This window comes from Amedibacillus dolichus DSM 3991, assembly GCF_000154285.1.
GTDB lineage: Bacteria > Bacillota_I > Bacilli_A > Erysipelotrichales > Erysipelotrichaceae > Amedibacillus > Amedibacillus dolichus.
Window position 1 is genome coordinate 200,536 of record NZ_DS483478.1, and the last position, 18,207, is coordinate 218,742.

Consider the following 18,207-nt stretch of genomic DNA (forward strand, 5'->3'; position numbering starts at 1 on the left):
ATATGGAAAGTAGGGAAAACATGAAAACATATTTAATTGATTTAGACGGTACGATGTATCGTGGCTCACAAATTATTCCGGGAGCCAAGGAATTTATTGATGCACTGCTTGCACGTAAGCAGCCCTTTGTTTTTTTGACAAACAATGCCAAACGAACACTGGCACAAAATGTGGAACACATGGTAAATATGGGATTTACCGGTATTGAGGAGAAACATTTTTTTACCTCAGCCATGGCTGCCGCTCGTTATGCCGCAGCACATTATGAAGGAAACAAAGCGTATTACATAGGACAAGATGGTTTAAAGGAAGCTTTGTTAAGCTGTGGCTTTACCTTATGTGAGGAGCAAGCTGATTTTGTGTTTGTCGGATTAGATGTGGAAGGTACTTATGAAAAGTATTCCAAAGCCTTGGATCATCTATTGCATGGAGCGCAGCTGATCGGAACAAACAATGATCGCTTATTAGCAAAACCGGGTGGTTTTAATGTCGGTAACGGTTCGATCGTTGCGATGTTTGAATATGCGATAGGAAAGCCTTCACCTAAAATCGGTAAGCCGTATGCACCTATTTTAGAGGAAGCTTTAAAGTATTTCGGGTTAAAAAAGGAGGATTGTATCCTTTTGGGAGATAATCTGGAAACCGATATTTTATTAGGGGTTGATAACGGAGTAGAAAGCATCATGGTTACCAGTGGCGTGCATTCCAAAGAAGATGCAGAACGATTGCAGATTTATCCAAATCGAATCGTTGAGGATTTGCGTGAGCTTATTTAAAAAGCATCTGCCTTTGTATTTAAGTGGGAAAATGCTATACTGAGCATATAAAAAGGAGGCAAATAAAATGTCAATCATTACGAATGTCCACGCAAGAGAAATATTGGATTCTCGTGGAAATCCAACCATTGAAGTAGAAGTAGAAACAGCAAGCGGCTTTGTGGGTCGTGCGATGGTACCAAGCGGTGCCTCTACGGGTGAAAGAGAAGCCCTGGAACTTCGAGATAACGATGCTAAGCGTTATCTTGGAAAAGGTGTTTTACAGGCTGTAGAAAATGTGAATAATATTTTGATTGATGTAGTGTTGGGAATGGACGTTACCAATCAAGCAGCGATTGATCAAGCATTGATAGAGGCTGATGGAACAAAGGATAAATCAAAGTACGGAGCAAATGCGATATTAGGTATTTCATTGGCAGTTGCGCATGCGGCTGCGGCTTATTATGGCTTACCGCTTTATCGTTACTTAGGTGGTATTAACGCTAAAACACTGCCGGTGCCGATGATGAATGTGCTCAATGGCGGAAGTCATGCCGATTCTTCGGTTGATTTTCAAGAATTTATGATCATGCCGGTCGGTGCGAAAAGTATTCGGGAAGCTATTCAAATGGGTGTGGAAACCTTCCATGCCTTAAAGAAGGTATTAAAGGATAAAGGGCAAGTAACCGCTGTGGGCGATGAAGGAGGCTTTGCGCCGAATTTAGAGGACAATGAAGCGCCGTTGAAATGTATTATGGAGGCTATTACTGCGGCAGGCTATGAGCCTCGTAAGGATATTTGCATTGCCATGGACGTTGCGGCAAGTGAATTTTATAATCAGGAAACCAAAATGTACGATTTGAATAAATCCAACCAAGGCTCTAAAACAACCGATGAAATGATTGCTTGGTATGAGGAATTGGTGGAAAAATATCCAATCATTTCTATCGAAGATGGATTAGGAGAGCGTGATTGGGACGGTTGGAAGAAGCTAAGTGATCGCCTTGGAAAAAAGGTACAGCTTGTCGGTGATGATTTGTTTGTTACCAATCCTGCTATTTTGCAAGAAGGTATTGATAAGGATATCGCAAACTCTATTCTTATCAAGGTAAATCAGATCGGTACATTAACAGAAACCTTTGATGCTATGGAGCTAGCGAAACGTCATGGTTATACAGCAGTCGTATCACATCGCAGTGGAGAAACCGAGGATACTACGATTGCCGATATCGCGGTTGCGTTTAATGCCGGACAAATTAAAACCGGATCTATGTCAAGAACGGATCGAATTGCGAAATATAACCAGCTGCTTCGTATTGAGGAAGAACTCGGAGAAACAGCACAGTATCACGGACTATCCACCTTCTATAACATTTATAAACATTAGTAAAATGAAAGGTCAATGCTTTGTCATTGGCTTTTTATATGCTTTTCGCTAAGAAAATATAAGGAATCGGTTGTTTGATTGTTTTATACACTGAATAGGAAAAGGAAGTTATATGAGATAAGTTGAAAGAAATGACGTTAGTATATGCTTATGCTATAATAATGTATATTTATTTCTATATATAGTTGTTTAGGAGGAAATCATCATTTGAAAAAAAGTCAAAAGATCATATACTATCTTAGTATTATTGGACTCCTTGTTTCTTTAGCATTTTTATGCTTAGGGATAAAGGGGATAAGTGGAATTCATCAAGCCTCTGAATATACGGACGAAGGGGTTTATACATTTACGCCTTATCGTGTTTCTGCAATTACAGTGGAAATTACTTCCACCGGACGTGATAAACGGCTTCACCCTACAAAAACAATTTATGCGGTTTACTATCATACGCTTGAAAAGAGTGTATATCAATGGAAGGTGGAAACCGGTAATAGCAAGGCTGATGCGAATCGAATCCTACAAGCCAAAAAACAGGTGAAGAAAAGGGTATTTACAAGGAAGTCTAGTGAGGAATATATCGTTGTGGAGGAAGAATTAAGTGTTGATACGTATGTAAAAAGACAGGTGTATCGTTATGCTTGTATGATTGTACTGCCGATAGGCTATTTGATTTGCTTATGGATTTTTTGGAGATTAAAAAAGCGTAGGAGCAAACTAGTGGAAAACTAGTAGAAATAGATGTTGAAAAAGATAATTTTGATATAAAAAGCTTATCAATATAGTAAACAGAACGAAAACGAAAGAGATAGAAGGGGGATGTACGATGAATAAAAAGCAGATTATTTTATTCGGGAGTGCTCTTATTTCATTGGCATGTGCGTTTTTATGGTTTGTGAATTGGAATGCGGAAGGGTTGTTTCCAAAGGATCAATCGACTGTTACGATGCGTGATATTGAGGATCACCCGGAAAAGAATTTTACCGGATATCCTGCCGGTGAAGATATTGCAAGCTTAAAGAGTGCGGCAGATTTTACACAAATAAACGGAGAAAGAGATTATAGAACGGCAGAACCGATTGGGATCATTTCGACAGATGTTTATAGCTTGAAGCCATGGGTAAAGCATTACCGAACCAAAACCTATAAGGGAAGAACGACAACCGGCAGTCGCAAAGCAGAGGTCATTCGTTCCGCTTTTACTATGGGAATTGATTATAATCGCTATTATCTTTTAGAGCTTTCGGATCATAGCTATATTTTAGCGCAGCTATCGGAAATCGAAGCATCAGCTATAAGCAATGGAGATAGCATCAAACTGCCGATTGGTCAAAAGGTAGGACTCAGTGAGCAGGCAAGAAGCTACCTTGCTCCTATTTGTAAGCAATATGGTGTAGAAATGAACGGTGTGTTTTATACATTTGATAATCAGTGGCAAAAGGAACATCATCTTTCTGTTTTAGTAGTACGCTTAGCTGTTTCTGTGGTGGTTTGGCTTGTGCTATCCATAGGAATGGTACTTTTAGGCAATGCGTTTTTTTTGAAAAAGGAAGCACAGTAGGAAATTGAAAAAGTCAAGTATTTAAGATTAAAAAAGCTTTGTCTGCATTTTACAGACAAAACTTTTTAGATTGCTTATAAGGTATAGGTTTCTTTATCAAAAGTTTCTTCTTCACTAAGATCAAGACTTTGTTCACTGATGGCACGGTAAGTGATATAATCGGTTAGCCTTGTGTATGGAATAAGGAACAAGCTTCCGATACCACAAGTGAAGGTAGCGGCAAATGCCCAACCGATCCAAGATAAATCTAGGACAAAGAAATCAAGCTTATGACCTACTGTCAAGCGCATACTTTTTTGAATTGCCTCTTTTGGAGATAAGTTTGGATCGTCCATCAGACAGTAAAATGCAAGACGATAGCTGTAACTTTTGATAATTCCAGGAACAATCAATAAGAGCGACCATAGCATGATAAACAAGGTTATCCAAAGCTCTAAAGCAATGGTTTTTCCGAATAATGAAAAGCCTTCAAGCACACTGTTTACCGCAATATCTTCCTTTAAAAACAACTTCTTCACAATCATATTTAATGACATGCTTAAAGGAGCGGCGATAAAGATAGAAATAATGATACCGATAAGCGGAATCCAGCTAAAAAGCATAGAAACACTGCTCAGTAAAAGGACAATTAAGGTCAAACCTGCAAGATACGACCAGTGATGTGTAAGTCGCTCTTTTGCCAAAGCTTTGTATGGTATAGTATAGCATGAAAAGGCACAAAATTGAAAACGATATGGCATGTTTACAAGAAAGACGATCGGTAAGAGCCATATGCTTCTAAGCGGTTTATGATCAAAAGATAGTATAAAAGGAGAGTGTAGAGTGGAAATATTCTATGTTTTAACGGTTAACTCGGAAATATGCGAAATATAATTGAATTTTAAAAAAGGATTTGCTATAATGTTTAAAGTGATAACACGCAGGAAGGAGGATAATATGAGCTTTTTAGAGATTTTGTTGATGCTGACAGCGGTCATATTGATCATACTTTCCTTATTACAAAGCGGAAAATCCGATGGACTGGGCAGTGCATTCGGTGCTGGCGAAGGCTTGAATCTATTTGCCAATGTAAAAGAGCGAGGGGCAGAAAAAATGATGTCCAATATTACTCTTGTTACAGGTATTGCATTCTTCGCGCTTGTAATTATCGTTCGTATTTTAGATTAAAAGACCGCAAGGTCTTTTTCTTTTGAAAAGATGTTTATGCTTCTCTCATGAGGAGCAAAGATAGTGGTATAATAAGAATAGATGATAAGGAAGGAGGGCATAGATATGAAGATGCGCGAGGAACTGCTTGCACTTATCGAAAAAAGTGATTATAAAGGAATGAATGTTGAACAGCTAAGCCATACATTGCATAAAGAGGAGCATGCCTTGTTTGTGGAAATGATGAAGGAGCTGAATGCTTTGGAGGCAGAGCATATTTTAGCAAGGGATAAAAGAGAGCGTTATTTTTTCAGTAAACAATTGGGCTATGTGGTAGGAAAGCTGCGTGTAAATCCAAAGGGATTTGGTTTTGTGGAATATGATGAGGGAAGCTTTTATGTTGCCCCTGATAAGCTGCGTTTTGCTTTGGATCAAGACGAGGTTTATGCACGAAGTTGGACAAATAATGACGGATCTCGTGAAGGAGAAATCGTTGAGGTTATTAAGCATAATATCAATAATGTTGTCGGTGTCGTGAAAATGCGGGAAGGAAGAAAGTATTTTTTACCAGATGCGGATATATACAATCGCCCGTTTAAGATTACCAATTATGATGATTTTCATTTGGTTCATGATTCTAAGGTGCTTGTGCATATTGACAGCTATGGCAGTACATTAAAGTGTCATATTGAAAAAGAAATCGGTTATAAATACGACCCCGGTATTGATATTTTATCTATTTTGTTAGAAAAGGATATTACTCCGGAATTTCCACGTGAAGTTATGGAGGAGGTAATGCAGATTCCCGAAGCGTTACAGTCCAAGGAATATGCGAATCGCAAAGATCTGCGGAAGCTTTTAACCATTACGATTGATGGGGAAGATGCGCGTGATTTAGATGATGCCATTTCCATTGAGAAAACAGAACAGGGGTATCGTTTATATGTGCATATCGCCGATGTTTCTCATTATGTAACGGCAGGAAGTGCTTTGGATAAAGAAGCGTATGCTCGTGGAACGAGTGTGTATGTGGTGGATCGCGTAGTGCCGATGTTGCCCCATGCTTTAAGCAATGGTATTTGTTCGCTCAATCCTAAGGTCGATCGCTGCACTCTGACCTGTATGATGGAAATCAACCGCAAAGGAACAGTAATTGATTATCAAATTTATCCATCAGTCATCAATTCCGATGAACGCATGACCTATACGGCAGTTAATGCGATTCTTGAAGGAGATGAGCAAGTCCAGAAGCAATATCCGCATTTGTTAAAGATGTGCTTGGATATGAAGGTGCTTTCCGGTATTATTCGTAAGCGTAGAGAGAAGCTTGGAGCGATTGATTTTGATACGAATGAGGCTAAAATTCTTGTGAATGAGAAAGGAAAGCCGGTAGATATCGTTTTACGTGAACGAAAAGAGGCAGAGCGTATCATTGAGGACTTTATGATTGCAGCCAACGAAACGGTCGCAGCACATGTTCGCTGGTTGGAGATTCCTTCCATGTTTCGTATCCACGAGCAGCCGGAGCCTAAGCGGATACGTGAATTTGCGCGCATTGCGAAAACCCTCGGTTATACATTTACCGGAGGAATTCAAAATGTGTATCCTGCCCAACTGCAAGCCATGTTGAAGGAGGCTAAGGGAGAGAATAATTACAGTGTACTGTCCACCTTTATGCTTCGCAGTATGCAAAAGGCACGCTATGATCGTCGTTGTATCGGACATTTCGGTTTAGCGTTAAAAAACTATTTGCATTTTACATCACCGATTCGACGCTATCCGGATTTGGTCGTTCATCGAATGCTGAGAAAGTATTTCTTTGAAGGTTTACAGGATAGTGAAAAGATGGCAAGAGATGAGCAATGGATAGAAGATGCTGCATATCAGGCAAGTGAGCGTGAACGCAATGCGATTGATGCAGAGCGGGCAGTGGAAGATATGAAAAAGGCGGAATATATGGAAGGACGCATCGATAGGCAGTATGATGGGGTGATTAGCGGTATTACTCGATTTGGTCTGTTTGTGGAGCTTGCCAATACCGTAGAAGGACTTGTTCATATTTCAACCATTGATGATGACTATTATCATTATGATGACGAAACAAAGTGCTTGATCGGGGAACACAGTGCGAATGTGTATCGCATGGGACAGCGTGTACGTGTAGTATGTGTTGCGGCAAATCGCTTCAAGCGTGAAATTGATTTTGAATTGGTCGTTAAGAAAAAGAAAAAACATAGACGAGGGAAAGTATGAAAAAGCTATGGATCATAGTGTCAGTGCTGCTTTTATGTGCTTGCGGTGCAAAAAGCAAGCCTGAACAAAAGGAAGAAAAAAAGAAAGAAGAAAAGCCGGATATTGTTGCGGAGGTAAGTTTTAGTGCGGTAGGGGACAATCTTATTCACGGAGCTTTGTTTACATACAACAACGATTTTACCTATATGTATGAAGCAACCAATTATTTAACACAAGATGCTGATATATCTTACCTGAATCAAGAAACGATATGTGGAGGAAGAGAGCTTGGTTTAAGCCATTATCCCTCCTTTAACGGTCCTTATGAGGTTTTAGATGGGGCAGCAAGTGCAGGTTTTAATTGGTTGGCAACCAGCAGTAATCATTCCTTAGATGCCGGAGAACAGGGCATCTTAAATCAGCTGCAATATCTAAGAACGAATTACCCCGATATTGCTACAACGGGTACACATGCTTCTCTTGAAGAAGCGCAACAAAATACCGTCATCGAAAAGAACGGTGTTCGTGTAGGTATTCTAGGCTATACGTATGGCTTGAATGGTTATGTGTTACCGGAAGGTAAGGAATATCTTGTGGATCTGATTGATAAGGAAAAGATAGCTGCTGATGTTAAGCGTTTGGAAAAAGACAGCGACATCATTGCGGTAAGCATGCATTGGGGTGAGGAATATTCGTTTACTCCAAGTGAGGAACAGCAGGAATTAGCGCAATTCTTGAGCGATTTAGGTGTCGATGTGATTATCGGAGAGCACCCACATGTGATTCAGCCGATGGATTTTTTGACCGGTAGACAAGGAAATCAAACCTTGGTTATATATTCCTTAGGAAATTTTTTATCTGCCCAAGATCAAAGCGACCGCATGCTTGGCGGTATGGCACGTTTTAAGGTGGTATATAATAAAACCAAAGATGAGGTGTCCTTTAAAGATGTTGAGTTTTGGCCTACAATAACCTATATCACCAATGGCTATCAACGCTATGGAACGTATGCCTTGAAGGATTATACCAATGAGCTTGCCGCAACGCATACGCTTATGGCCGAAGGGCAAAATGTAACACGGGAATATTTTATAGAACGTGTAAACAGTATCATGAATGATAAGGTAAAAATCGTATATTAAGAAAGAGGAGGTAGCCATGTCTGCTAGAAAGGTTATAGCCTTCAATCGCAAGGCATCACATGAGTATTTTTTAGAGGATCGTTTTGAAGCCGGAATACAGCTTCAAGGAACGGAAATCAAGGCATTGCGTCAAGGTCATGTACAGCTAAAGGACGCATACATCAGCTTTCGCAATCATGAAGCCTTTGTGAAGGAAATGCACATTACGGCTTATGCATTTGGAAATCGCTTTAATCATGATGAAACAAGAATACGTAAGCTGCTGTTGCATAAAAATGAAATTCTAAAGCTTGAACAAAAGGTAAAACTGAAGGGCTATACAATTATTCCTATTTCTGTTTATTTGGAAAAAGGATTGGCAAAGATGGAGATTGCATTGGCAAAGGGGAAGGATCTGCATGATAAGCGCAATGCACAAAAGGAAAAAGATGCCAAGCGTGAAATCGAAAAAGCTATGAAAAATCGTTATTAGCATTTGTAGTTTACTGCAAGTTGTGGTAAACTACAAGTGTTGTCTAAATTGGGGGTGTACTGGTTTCGACAGGGATATGTTTGGTCTAGATTGCAGTCGAGTGGTTACGTAATAACCAATGAAATTAAACGGAAAAACTAAATTTGCTAACATCTTTGGTGCAAACCAGAGTGTAGCTTTCGCTGCCTAATTAACCGACATAGGTTCGCAGCCGGCTATGTCCCTTGCTTCTCTGATCGGACATACGCACGCTTAAGACACAGAGGATAAGGGAGTATATTGTCTAAGCTATACTTCACGAAAATCTTATTAGACACCTCATTTGGAGTTGTCCGTGATTACCAAATGAGTAGCTGACATGGACTAAACTGTAGACATCTATACGTGGGACTGTTTCTGGACAGGGGTTCAACTCCCCTCACCTCCACCAATAAGTCATCAAAGTGGTCGTAACAGTTAAGTGATTATAAAACCATCACTTAGGCTGTACGGCCTTTTTTTTCTTTTGTTTTATCTTAGATAGCTATACAAACAGTTATTTACTTGATTTATTTTGAATTTTTAGCATTATAAAAATATCTTCGACAAGAGATACCCTACTAAAGTAATTGCAGACCAAAAGTTCTTTGAAAACATGTGCGAAAGAAAGATTTTTAAGAAAATAGGGAGTTTTGCACTTTTTTTGAACATATATATTAAGAAAGAATAAAATACTACAACGCTTCACCATTCTTAGCTATTTTTATTGATATTACAAATTTACTCTTTGTTGCTGATTTAAATTGATGAAACTTGACAAAATAAAATAGTATAGTACTATTTAATAAATAGTACTATTTATATATTAGGGAGCTATTATGATTATGTAATTATTGCATTCATCTATTTTTTGATATTTTATTGAAATCATTGTTCTTTTCTAATGAAATGGATTTGGGAAAATAATAAAATGCAATTAGTGTTTGGACTTAATTATATATCTTCCTCTATTCTCTATTGAAGAAAAAGGAATTCCTAATTTTTATACACTATTATTAGAAAAATGGTTTATCTAATGATGGTTCAATGTCTATCAAGAAATGGGAGGAGTAATTTAATGAAAATAATTATAAAAGGGATTTTAATCTGTTTCATGTCTATTTTGAGTTTTACACCTGTCTTTGCTGAAGAAACTAATTTAAATACTATTCCAGATGATAAAACTGTTATTGATGGTGATGAAAATGTTATTAATTTATTTAAAGAAACTGTCGAACAAAGCAAAGAATTTAAAAAAGTTAGAAATGATGTAAAAGGAGTATATTTAGAAAGAGTAGCAGAAGATGGAGATCAAATGTATATTACTATTGCATATAAATTGAGTGAAACAGATGATAATAATATAGCAATATTTGTTGGAAATAAGAATAATGATATTCTTTATGCAGCTGTAGAAAGTCAAGATGGTACAGATATAATGATTGACACTTTTTCTAAAAGTAGAGTTCAATGTGGATTTTATATTTGTACAAGTACAAAAACTGAAAAAAATAAGGGGAATTTTTGTTCTGCTACATTGGGGAAAAAGTGTGGATCTTTCCCGGGATTTTCTAAAAGAAAACTTATTAAGTATGTATCCTGTAAAGGTGGTGTAATTTTAAGCTGTAAAATAATGGCTCCAACTTATACTGTATGTTCTCAACATATTTATAAGGCAAATGTCTGTGACATGTAGATTTAATGTTTGCGCAAGAAAATTCTTGCGCAAACATATATAATGGAGGATAAAAATTTATGAAGATACAAAAAATTATGTTATTTTTATTAATTACTTCAACATCTTTATTTGGTTGTCAAAAATCTACAGAAAAAGTTGATAGTACTCCAATGAATGTTGATAATGCCGATACAAATATTGATAGATATAAAATTGCCCAAAAGAATAATTTAAGCATAAAAAATTTTTCTTTGATAAATAAATTTTCAAGTTATACCAATGAAAATGGTATACAAATAAAAATGAATTATAATGTTGAAGGAGCTAATTCAGAAAAAGTTAAAACTGAAAATAGTTATAGTTTATTAAACGAATCAGGTCAATCAATTATGGATACTAATTATTGGTACAATGGAAATTATGAATTGGTAGATGATGGAGATATTAGACAAAAAAAAGAAACGAAGCCTGAAACGATAAATAAAGAAATACAAACAATGTTATCTTCGTCTTTTGTATCGTTAGATAATATTAATGAAAATATGATTCAAAAGAATTCTGATAGATATAATATTAAATTAACAATTGATAACAAGGGTATTATAGAAAAAATTTTGGAAAGTATTGAAGCTACTACTGACGATTCGAACAAAATGATAATAGAAAAAGTTAATAAGTTTAATATATCTTATGTTATAAAAGACAATTATATTATAGAGGAAAATATAGTTTTTGATGTAATTTCTGAAGGAAACAGAATAAAGGGGAATAATTTGGTAAAATTTAATCCTATTTGTCCCAAATTAAATTTTCCTAAAAATATTGATAAATTTGAGGAAGTTAGAGATTAATGTATAAAAAATTGTGTTTTATAGATGCCGAATTGATTAGATTGAATGATTTTGATCTACTAGCAAAAGAATTAATAAAAAACGATTTTGACATATTCACAGTGATAGGCTCTGACAATATTCTAATAGAATCTCAATATGTAAAAGTGTTTGTCGGTAAAAAAGATCAAAACTTCATAGAAAATATCTGCCTTAATTTAAATAAAACAATAGATAAATGTATTTTCATTTATCCAGAAAATCATAAATTTTTGATGAATATTCCACGCCATCACCTTTTTGAAATTAAAGAAAATGATAAAGATTGTTTTTTTCAATCTATTGGCAGTATCCGTAAATATTTTTATATATTACGAGTGTTGAGAAAAATATTGATAATTTCAATTTTAATACTAGATTTATTGTTTTTTTTAAATCAATATTATTCTATTAGCGTTATTTTATTAGTTTTAAATTTTTTTCTATTTTATTTATTAATTTCACCACTTTCAATTATTACACTGTCGTATTTTTTGCAAATATTATTTGAAGTTATACTACAAATGTTTTGATAGTTTTTACACTATCTCCTTTTTTCTTAATTATATTGTATTTCATTTACGAATATACTTTAGCTTAGATAATATTTGGATAATATAGTATACTTATTTTACACTCTTTATGAAAAAAGAAGCTATGAGTAGTAGCAAAATAGTAGAAATATAGGATAAATATGGATATATGTGATACTGGCGATAGATCATGAAGCAATATTTTGGAGGCTGTTATGAAAACTTATTATACGATTTCTGAAATAGGAAAGCTATTAGGCTTAACAACAGATGCGATTCGTTTCTATGAAAAGAAAGGATTGGTGCACCCGAAACTTCACCCGCATAATCACTATCGTATGTATCATTTGGATAATGTGTTAGAACTTTTGGATATTATTTATTATCGTCATTTGGATATACCGATGAAGGATATTTGCGAGATGGCTTCTTCGTTGAATCCGACGCATGTGTTAAGTTTGTTAGATAAAAAGGTAGAGGAAACAAGACGGAAAATATGGTATGAGCAACAGCTGTTGAAAAAGCTGATTTATATAAAGTCCTTTTATTCTTCAACCGAGCAGCAAAGCCATACCTGCGAATTAAAGCAATTTCCCAAATCGTTGGTGCTTTTTGAAGGAGAAAGCAAGGAATCTTTTTTTCAACATGAAATCAAGCAAATCAGTGCCGATGAATTTGTGCTTTGTTCGATTTTTCGTACCTATCACATAAAGGATATGCAGCCGCAAAAGACATACGTTACCTTGGAATCCGATGTATTAAAGGATCTTGCTTTGGAAAGTGCGGAGCGCAAACGCTTGGAAAACGGAAAATGTGTATATATGCGTATAAAGATGGTGCATGGAGAAATACCACCGGGTGTGTTGGACTATATGACTGTTTATGGAGAAAAACACCATCTTAAGCTATCGAATACGGTGTTTGTACGCGAGATACCATTTACCTTCTATCATGATAAAGAAAACTATTATGCAGAGCTTTATATTCCCTTAGCACAGTAGAAATACTGTGTTTTTTTAAAAACCTTCTTGACCTTGGTCTTAGACAAAGGTTTATACTATCCTTCGTTGGAGGTAGAAATATGGAACGTAAGGTAATATCAAAAAAGTTTTGGAGCTATGTAATTCCATCAATGCTGGCAATGCTTCTAAGTGGTTTTTATTCCATTATTGACGGCTTGTTTGTGGGAAATGCAGTAGGTAGTGAGGCTTTGGCGGCGATTAACATTGCGTATCCTATTCAAGTGGTTTTGAATGCAACGGCAATCGGTGTCGGAATCGGTGGAGCGATTCGTATGTCCTGTGCCAAGGGGGCAGAGGATAATGCCGATGCCAACAAATATTTCGGAAATACACTTTTTTTATTGGTTGTGGCAGGAATTGGCTTGCCTTGTTTCTTTTTGGCAGTGCATGAACCGCTGTTACATATCCTAGGCGCAAAAGGCAGCTTATTTGCAGGAGCGAGAGATTATATCATTGTGATCCTACTTGGCGGAATTTTACCGGTTATTGGAAATGGAACCAATCCATTGTTACGAAATGACGGTTATACAAGAGCAGCGACAATTTGCATGAGCATGGGATTGATTACCAATATTATCCTTGATTATTTCTTTGTATTTCGTTTTGATATGGGCTTGCTTGGGGCAGGCTTAGCAACGATCATCGCACAGGGAATCGTGGCTTTATCAAGTATGCTGGTACTATGGATAGCTCGCTTAAAAACGATGAAACTAAACTTTTTTCGGCCTTCCTTAAAACATATCAAAAAGATGGTAATATCCGGAATCTCTCCTTTCGGACAAACATTAGTACCTTGTGTTGTCATTATTATTACAAATTGGATTGCATTGAAATATGGAGGCAACGATGCCGTTACGATCTATTCCATCGTTACGTATGTGTTGGCAAGTGCACAATTATTATTGCAAGGGATCGGTGATGGAGTTCAGCCTTTATTCAGCTTTTATTTTGGGGCGAAAAAAGAAGCAGAGATTCATTATCTGTATCATAAATCCTTTTTCCTATCAATAGTATGCTCTTTATTGCTATGTGTAAGCGTCTTTCTTTTTGTAAAGCCACTCGCTTATTTGTTTGGTATTGATGCCGGCTTGTATGAAGAATGTCGTATGGCACTTTTGATTACAGCCTTGGCATTTCCGGCAATCGGTATCACACGTTTGACTTCCGCTATTTTTTATGCGACACAAAAATCGTATAATTCCAGTTTCTTAGTATATATTGAGCCATGTGTGATTCTTCCATTCTTCTTGATTACCTTTTCTTCCTTATTCGGAGTAACGGGTATTTGGGCAGCCTATCCGATTGCACAATTTACGATTAGCTCCATTGCATTGATTTTAAAAAGTCCGAACATTACCGTACCGCATTTAACAGAGGCAAAACATAGCTTATAACACGAACATCAGGCAGGAAAGAACATTCTGCCTTTTTCCATGCCAAAGAAAAAAGGATTGTGAAGCAGTGCCGATTTTGTTAAGATATTGCTGTATAAATGAGGGATAAAGGTGCAGTTAGATTTAACACAAGGAAAGATTAACAAACGCTTATTGATGTTTGCTTTTCCGCTGATGCTAGGAAATTTGCTTCAACAATTTTATAATATTGCCGATACGTTGATTGTTGGACGTTTTTTAGGTGCGAATGCATTGGCGGCAGTCGGTTCGTCTTATACACTAATGGTCTTTTTAACCTCTATTATTTTAGGCTTATGTATGGGAAGCAGTGCGTATTTTTCTATTTTATATGGAAGAAAAGCAATAGATGAATTAAAAAACAGTTTTTTCTTATCCTTTTTATTGATTGGTGCAGTATCACTTATTTTGAATCTGCTTGTCTATCTGTTTATTGATGAAATTATGATGCTTTTGCATATACCAAGTGAAATATACTCCATGATGCAGTCTTATTTATTATGGATATTTGCCGGTATGAGTGCTACCTTTTTATACAATTATTTTGCGAATTTATTACGTGCAGTTGGAAATTCCATGGCACCACTGCTTTTTTTAGCAATTTCAGCAATCTTAAATATTCTTTTGGATTTGCTTTTTGTACTCGTCTTTGCTTGGGGTGTGGAAGGAGCTGCCATTGCAACGGTTTTATCCCAATATGTATCCGGTATCGGTATCATGCTTTATTTTCTAATATATCGTAAAGAATTGCATATTCAAAAACAGCATCGGCGTTGGAATAAGCGAATCATGTACAAGCTAGGCAGCTTTTCTTTTTACACTTGCCTTCAGCAGTCAGTGATGAACTTAGGCATTTTAGCAGTACAAGGTCTTGTTAATAGCTTTGGAACGGTAATTATGGCAGCTTTTGCAGCAGGAGTGAAAATTGATTCCTTTGCCTATATGCCGGTGCAGGATTACGGCAATGCGTTTTCTACCTTTATTGCACAAAACTATGGAGCAGGCAAAAAAGAGCGCATTCAAAAAGGAATTCGCAGCTCGTTGGTAGCAGTGTTTTGTTTCACGACAATTATCAGTATTTTGGTGTGTACGTTTGCAAAGGAATTGATCTGTATTTTTGTAGCAGCAGAGGAAACAAAAATCGTTGCGGCAGGTGTGCATTATTTACGCATAGAGGCTAGCTTTTATTTCGGTATCGGTTTGTTGTTTCTGTTGTATGGCTATTATCGAGCGATTGAACTGCCGCAAATGTCTGTTATATTGACGGTATTATCCTTAGGAACACGTGTATTATTAGCTTATGTGTTGTCTGCTACGGCATTAAATGTTTCGGGTATTTGGTTGGCAGTTCCGATCGGTTGGGTACTTGCGGATATATATGGGGTTCTGTATTATTGGAGAAGGTGTAAACAACAATATAAAAGTATCTAGCATCATGAAAAGCTTATGTATAAATAAACTGATTTTGTCCTATACTAACTGTTAAGGAGGATTGTTATGAAATATATACACTATATTGCCTTAACACTTGTTATTGTAGGAGCACTGAATTGGGGCTTGGTAGGGTTGTTTGACTTCAATATTGTAACGACATTGTTTGGTATTCATACGATACTTTCAAGAACCATTTATGTTCTAATTGGTTTATGTGGTGTTTGGCTGATTTCCCTTTATCCAAGAATTGATGATTAAGATGGGCGGTGCAATGCCGCTTTTTTAATGGTTAGATAGTGAATATTTACACTTATAAAAACGTATGCTATACTTTCACTAGAAAATATTTTGAATCAGAAAGAAAAGAGGATATATAGATAAACAAATATCCATATATGCAGGGAGGAATTTAAAGTATGATAACAATTCTTTTGGTATCCGTCATCGGAACGGCTGTTTTGACATTGATTTACGCAAAGCTATATCAAATATATATTGAAAAAATGAAGGGTGAAAAGTTAGATAAAGAGATGTTTGCGAAAAGAAACAAAGTGTTTGCGATCGTTTGTTTCCTTTGTGCTTTTACGGTGATGTGTATTGGACATTATATGGGTGTTCCTTCTATTATGATGTAAGATAAATGCAGTTTAGAACTGTTTGCTAACGCATGTTTGACAGATTAGCAAATGGTTCTTTTTTTTACCCTCCGTATCCTTGATATGAAAAAAGTGCCGCAGCACTTTAAATGTAATATTCGATATAACCGTTTTCCTGTGGTTCACTTTGTTTTTCTTTTACAACCGTTTTAACTTCTTTCCGCTTTTTCATTTGGCGTTCATAAATAGGACGATATTCCTGCGGTGAGCATAGCTGCTTGCTGCGGGATTTTCGCTGATGTCGATAGGTAAATACAGAGTGATCGTAAGCCATGCTGTCAAATAAATCATCGCCCACTTTGTTGGCACTAAATAATTTGACCTGTGCTCCCTTTTCGAAAATCATTGCCTTCACGAAACGATAAGCTTGCTCAGGTGCAGAGTCAAGATATTCATCAACCTCTGCCATTAGATATTCCAAAAATTCAGCTAGCTGTTTTTGCTCGATATTGGATTTAAAAACGATACATTCCTCATGCTCCGCATATACACGGGTTGCCTGTGCGGTAACGAAGTTGCTTTCGATAATCTGATACATTTGCGCACGAATATATTCCCAATAGCTTTGCATAAAGGAATCATCACTTTGCGGTGGCAAATCAATATGCAAAACATACACCGTAGAACAATGTTTGTATAGGTTGGGTAAAGCATTTACTTTAAGAACTGGAAGCTTCATGATACACTCTCTCCTGTTTATATGTATATTAAGTATATCATATTTTTCATCGAAAGGAAGATTGGATTTCATGGTGTGGAATTGTGGCGATTGGATTGAAAGAATACAGGCATGGTGTTATACTAACACATGTTGAAAGCATGCGAAATAGAAAAGAAAGAAGGCAGATAGCATGACAAAAATTGATATTATTTCCGGCTTTTTAGGTGCCGGTAAAACAACATTGATTAAAAAGTTGATTGCAGAGGGTTTACAAGCTGAAAAGCTGGTTTTGATTGAAAATGAATTTGGGGAAATCGGTATTGACGGAGGCTTTTTACAGGACGCGGGTATTGAAATTCGTGAAATGAATTCCGGTTGTATTTGCTGCTCATTGGTAGGCGATTTTTCCGTGGCATTAAAAAAGGTATTGGCACAATATGCACCGGATCGTATCATTATCGAGCCTAGTGGGGTTGGTAAGCTATCCGATGTCATCAAAGCAGTTCAAGCTGTGCAAGCGGAAACAGCATTGGAAATGAATTCCTATACAACGGTTGTAGATGCACAAAAATGCAAGATGTATATGAAGAATTTTAAGGAATTTTTCAATAATCAGATTGCTTATGCCAATACGATCGTATTAAGCCGTACACAAATGATGGAGGAAAAGGCTTTAGAAGCTGTCGTACATGAATTAAAGCATGTGAACGAGCAAGCTCATGTGATTACAACTCCATGGGAAGAATTAAACGGTGAGGACATTTTAGCGGTTATGAATGGTTCTTGTCAGTTGGAAAAAGAATTGATGGAAAAGGAACATATTTGTTCGGTATGCGGACATCAGCATAAGGAACATGAGCATCACCACGACCATGCACATCATCATGAGAAAGGGTGCAGCTGTGGCTGTGATCACGAGCATCATGACCACGATCATCACCATCATCATGCCGATGAGGTATTTAGCAGTTGGGGAAAGGAAACACCTCGTACTTATGAACGTGATGAATTGGAAACAATTTTGAAACAGCTAAACGAGGAAGAATGCTATGGTAAGGTATTGCGTGCAAAAGGAATGGTAAAAAGCAATGATGACACTTGGTTGTATTTTGACTTTGTACCTGAGGAATATGAAATCCGTGTCGGAGCTGCTTCTTACACCGGACGCTTTTGTGTGATTGGCTCTCAGCTGCAAGAAGAAGCGTTAGCAAAATTGTTTAAGGTGGCTTAAG

19 protein-coding genes and 1 other RNA gene are annotated in these 18,207 nt (G+C 36.7%); 18 read left to right on the forward strand and 2 right to left on the reverse strand.

What is annotated here, in order from left to right; genetic code table 11:
- The first annotated feature begins 20 nt into the window (after positions 1–20).
- The 4 genes from EUBDOL_RS10430 (at position 21) to EUBDOL_RS10445 (ending at position 3,700) form a co-directional block, all read left to right on the forward strand.
- Entirely contained in the window at positions 21–776 is a 756-nt protein-coding gene (locus EUBDOL_RS10430) for an HAD-IIA family hydrolase (protein ID WP_040463826.1), read from the forward strand.
- 67 nt (positions 777–843) lie between these two features.
- Complete coding sequence (gene eno, locus EUBDOL_RS10435) at positions 844–2,142, forward strand: phosphopyruvate hydratase (RefSeq protein ID WP_004800932.1); 1,299 nt, start codon at positions 844–846, stop codon at positions 2,140–2,142.
- 207 nt (positions 2,143–2,349) lie between these two features.
- The gene (locus EUBDOL_RS10440; protein WP_004800933.1) at positions 2,350–2,871 is read left to right on the forward strand and encodes a hypothetical protein; all 522 of its coding nucleotides are present in this window, start codon (positions 2,350–2,352) and stop codon (positions 2,869–2,871) included.
- A gap of 94 nt (positions 2,872–2,965) precedes the next feature.
- Complete coding sequence (locus EUBDOL_RS10445) at positions 2,966–3,700, forward strand: hypothetical protein (RefSeq protein WP_004800934.1); 735 nt, start codon at positions 2,966–2,968, stop codon at positions 3,698–3,700.
- Between the two features lie 74 nt (positions 3,701–3,774).
- On the opposite strand, the gene EUBDOL_RS10450 is transcribed toward EUBDOL_RS10445, so the two are convergent.
- Positions 3,775–4,302, reverse strand: coding sequence for a DUF975 family protein (locus EUBDOL_RS10450; RefSeq protein ID WP_050750100.1), 528 nt, complete (start codon positions 4,300–4,302; stop codon positions 3,775–3,777).
- Positions 4,303–4,636: 334 nt separating this feature from the next.
- Here EUBDOL_RS10450 and secG point away from each other — a divergent pair, with 334 nt between their 5' ends.
- From secG to EUBDOL_RS10510, 13 genes are all read left to right on the forward strand, one after another.
- Entirely contained in the window at positions 4,637–4,867 is a 231-nt protein-coding gene (secG, locus tag EUBDOL_RS10455) for a preprotein translocase subunit SecG (RefSeq protein ID WP_022420072.1), read from the forward strand.
- A 105-nt stretch (positions 4,868–4,972) separates the two neighbouring features.
- Entirely contained in the window at positions 4,973–7,099 is a 2,127-nt protein-coding gene (gene rnr, locus EUBDOL_RS10460; RefSeq protein WP_040463827.1) for a ribonuclease R, read from the forward strand.
- Positions 7,096–8,220 (forward strand): CapA family protein, encoded by a 1,125-nt coding sequence (locus EUBDOL_RS10465; protein ID WP_004800939.1) that lies wholly within the window; start codon positions 7,096–7,098, stop codon positions 8,218–8,220. Before rnr ends, EUBDOL_RS10465 begins: the two co-directional genes overlap by 4 nt.
- A 16-nt stretch (positions 8,221–8,236) precedes the next feature.
- Positions 8,237–8,692 (forward strand): SsrA-binding protein SmpB, encoded by a 456-nt coding sequence (gene smpB, locus EUBDOL_RS10470; protein ID WP_004800940.1) that lies wholly within the window; start codon positions 8,237–8,239, stop codon positions 8,690–8,692.
- 50 nt (positions 8,693–8,742) lie between these two features.
- Positions 8,743–9,122: a transfer-messenger RNA gene (gene ssrA / locus EUBDOL_RS11305) on the forward strand.
- A 666-nt stretch (positions 9,123–9,788) separates the two neighbouring features.
- Positions 9,789–10,406: a hypothetical protein gene (locus EUBDOL_RS10475; protein WP_040463828.1), complete on the forward strand. Its 618-nt coding sequence runs from the start codon at positions 9,789–9,791 to the stop codon at positions 10,404–10,406.
- 59 nt (positions 10,407–10,465) lie between these two features.
- Positions 10,466–11,239, forward strand: coding sequence for a hypothetical protein (locus EUBDOL_RS10480; protein ID WP_004800942.1), 774 nt, complete (start codon positions 10,466–10,468; stop codon positions 11,237–11,239).
- Complete coding sequence (locus EUBDOL_RS10485) at positions 11,239–11,790, forward strand: hypothetical protein (protein WP_004800943.1); 552 nt, start codon at positions 11,239–11,241, stop codon at positions 11,788–11,790. Before EUBDOL_RS10480 ends, EUBDOL_RS10485 begins: the two co-directional genes overlap by 1 nt.
- 215 nt (positions 11,791–12,005) lie before the next feature.
- On the forward strand, positions 12,006–12,791 hold the full coding sequence (locus EUBDOL_RS10490; protein WP_004800944.1) for a MerR family transcriptional regulator: 786 nt from the start codon (positions 12,006–12,008) through the stop codon (positions 12,789–12,791).
- Positions 12,792–12,871: 80 nt separating this feature from the next.
- Positions 12,872–14,206 (forward strand): MATE family efflux transporter, encoded by a 1,335-nt coding sequence (locus tag EUBDOL_RS10495; RefSeq protein ID WP_004800945.1) that lies wholly within the window; start codon positions 12,872–12,874, stop codon positions 14,204–14,206.
- Between the two features lie 111 nt (positions 14,207–14,317).
- Positions 14,318–15,655, forward strand: coding sequence for an MATE family efflux transporter (locus tag EUBDOL_RS10500; protein WP_004800946.1), 1,338 nt, complete (start codon positions 14,318–14,320; stop codon positions 15,653–15,655).
- Positions 15,656–15,721: 66 nt separating this feature from the next.
- On the forward strand, positions 15,722–15,916 hold the full coding sequence (locus EUBDOL_RS10505; protein WP_004800947.1) for a DUF378 domain-containing protein: 195 nt from the start codon (positions 15,722–15,724) through the stop codon (positions 15,914–15,916).
- 158 nt (positions 15,917–16,074) lie between these two features.
- Positions 16,075–16,293: a hypothetical protein gene (locus EUBDOL_RS10510; protein WP_004800948.1), complete on the forward strand. Its 219-nt coding sequence runs from the start codon at positions 16,075–16,077 to the stop codon at positions 16,291–16,293.
- A 106-nt stretch (positions 16,294–16,399) separates the two neighbouring features.
- Here EUBDOL_RS10510 and EUBDOL_RS10515 read toward each other — a convergent pair whose 3' ends face one another.
- Positions 16,400–16,993, reverse strand: coding sequence for a hypothetical protein (locus EUBDOL_RS10515; RefSeq protein WP_022420080.1), 594 nt, complete (start codon positions 16,991–16,993; stop codon positions 16,400–16,402).
- A gap of 172 nt (positions 16,994–17,165) precedes the next feature.
- Here EUBDOL_RS10515 and EUBDOL_RS10520 point away from each other — a divergent pair, with 172 nt between their 5' ends.
- Positions 17,166–18,206, forward strand: coding sequence for a CobW family GTP-binding protein (locus EUBDOL_RS10520; protein ID WP_004800950.1), 1,041 nt, complete (start codon positions 17,166–17,168; stop codon positions 18,204–18,206).
- The last annotated feature ends 1 nt before the right edge of the window (position 18,207 follow it).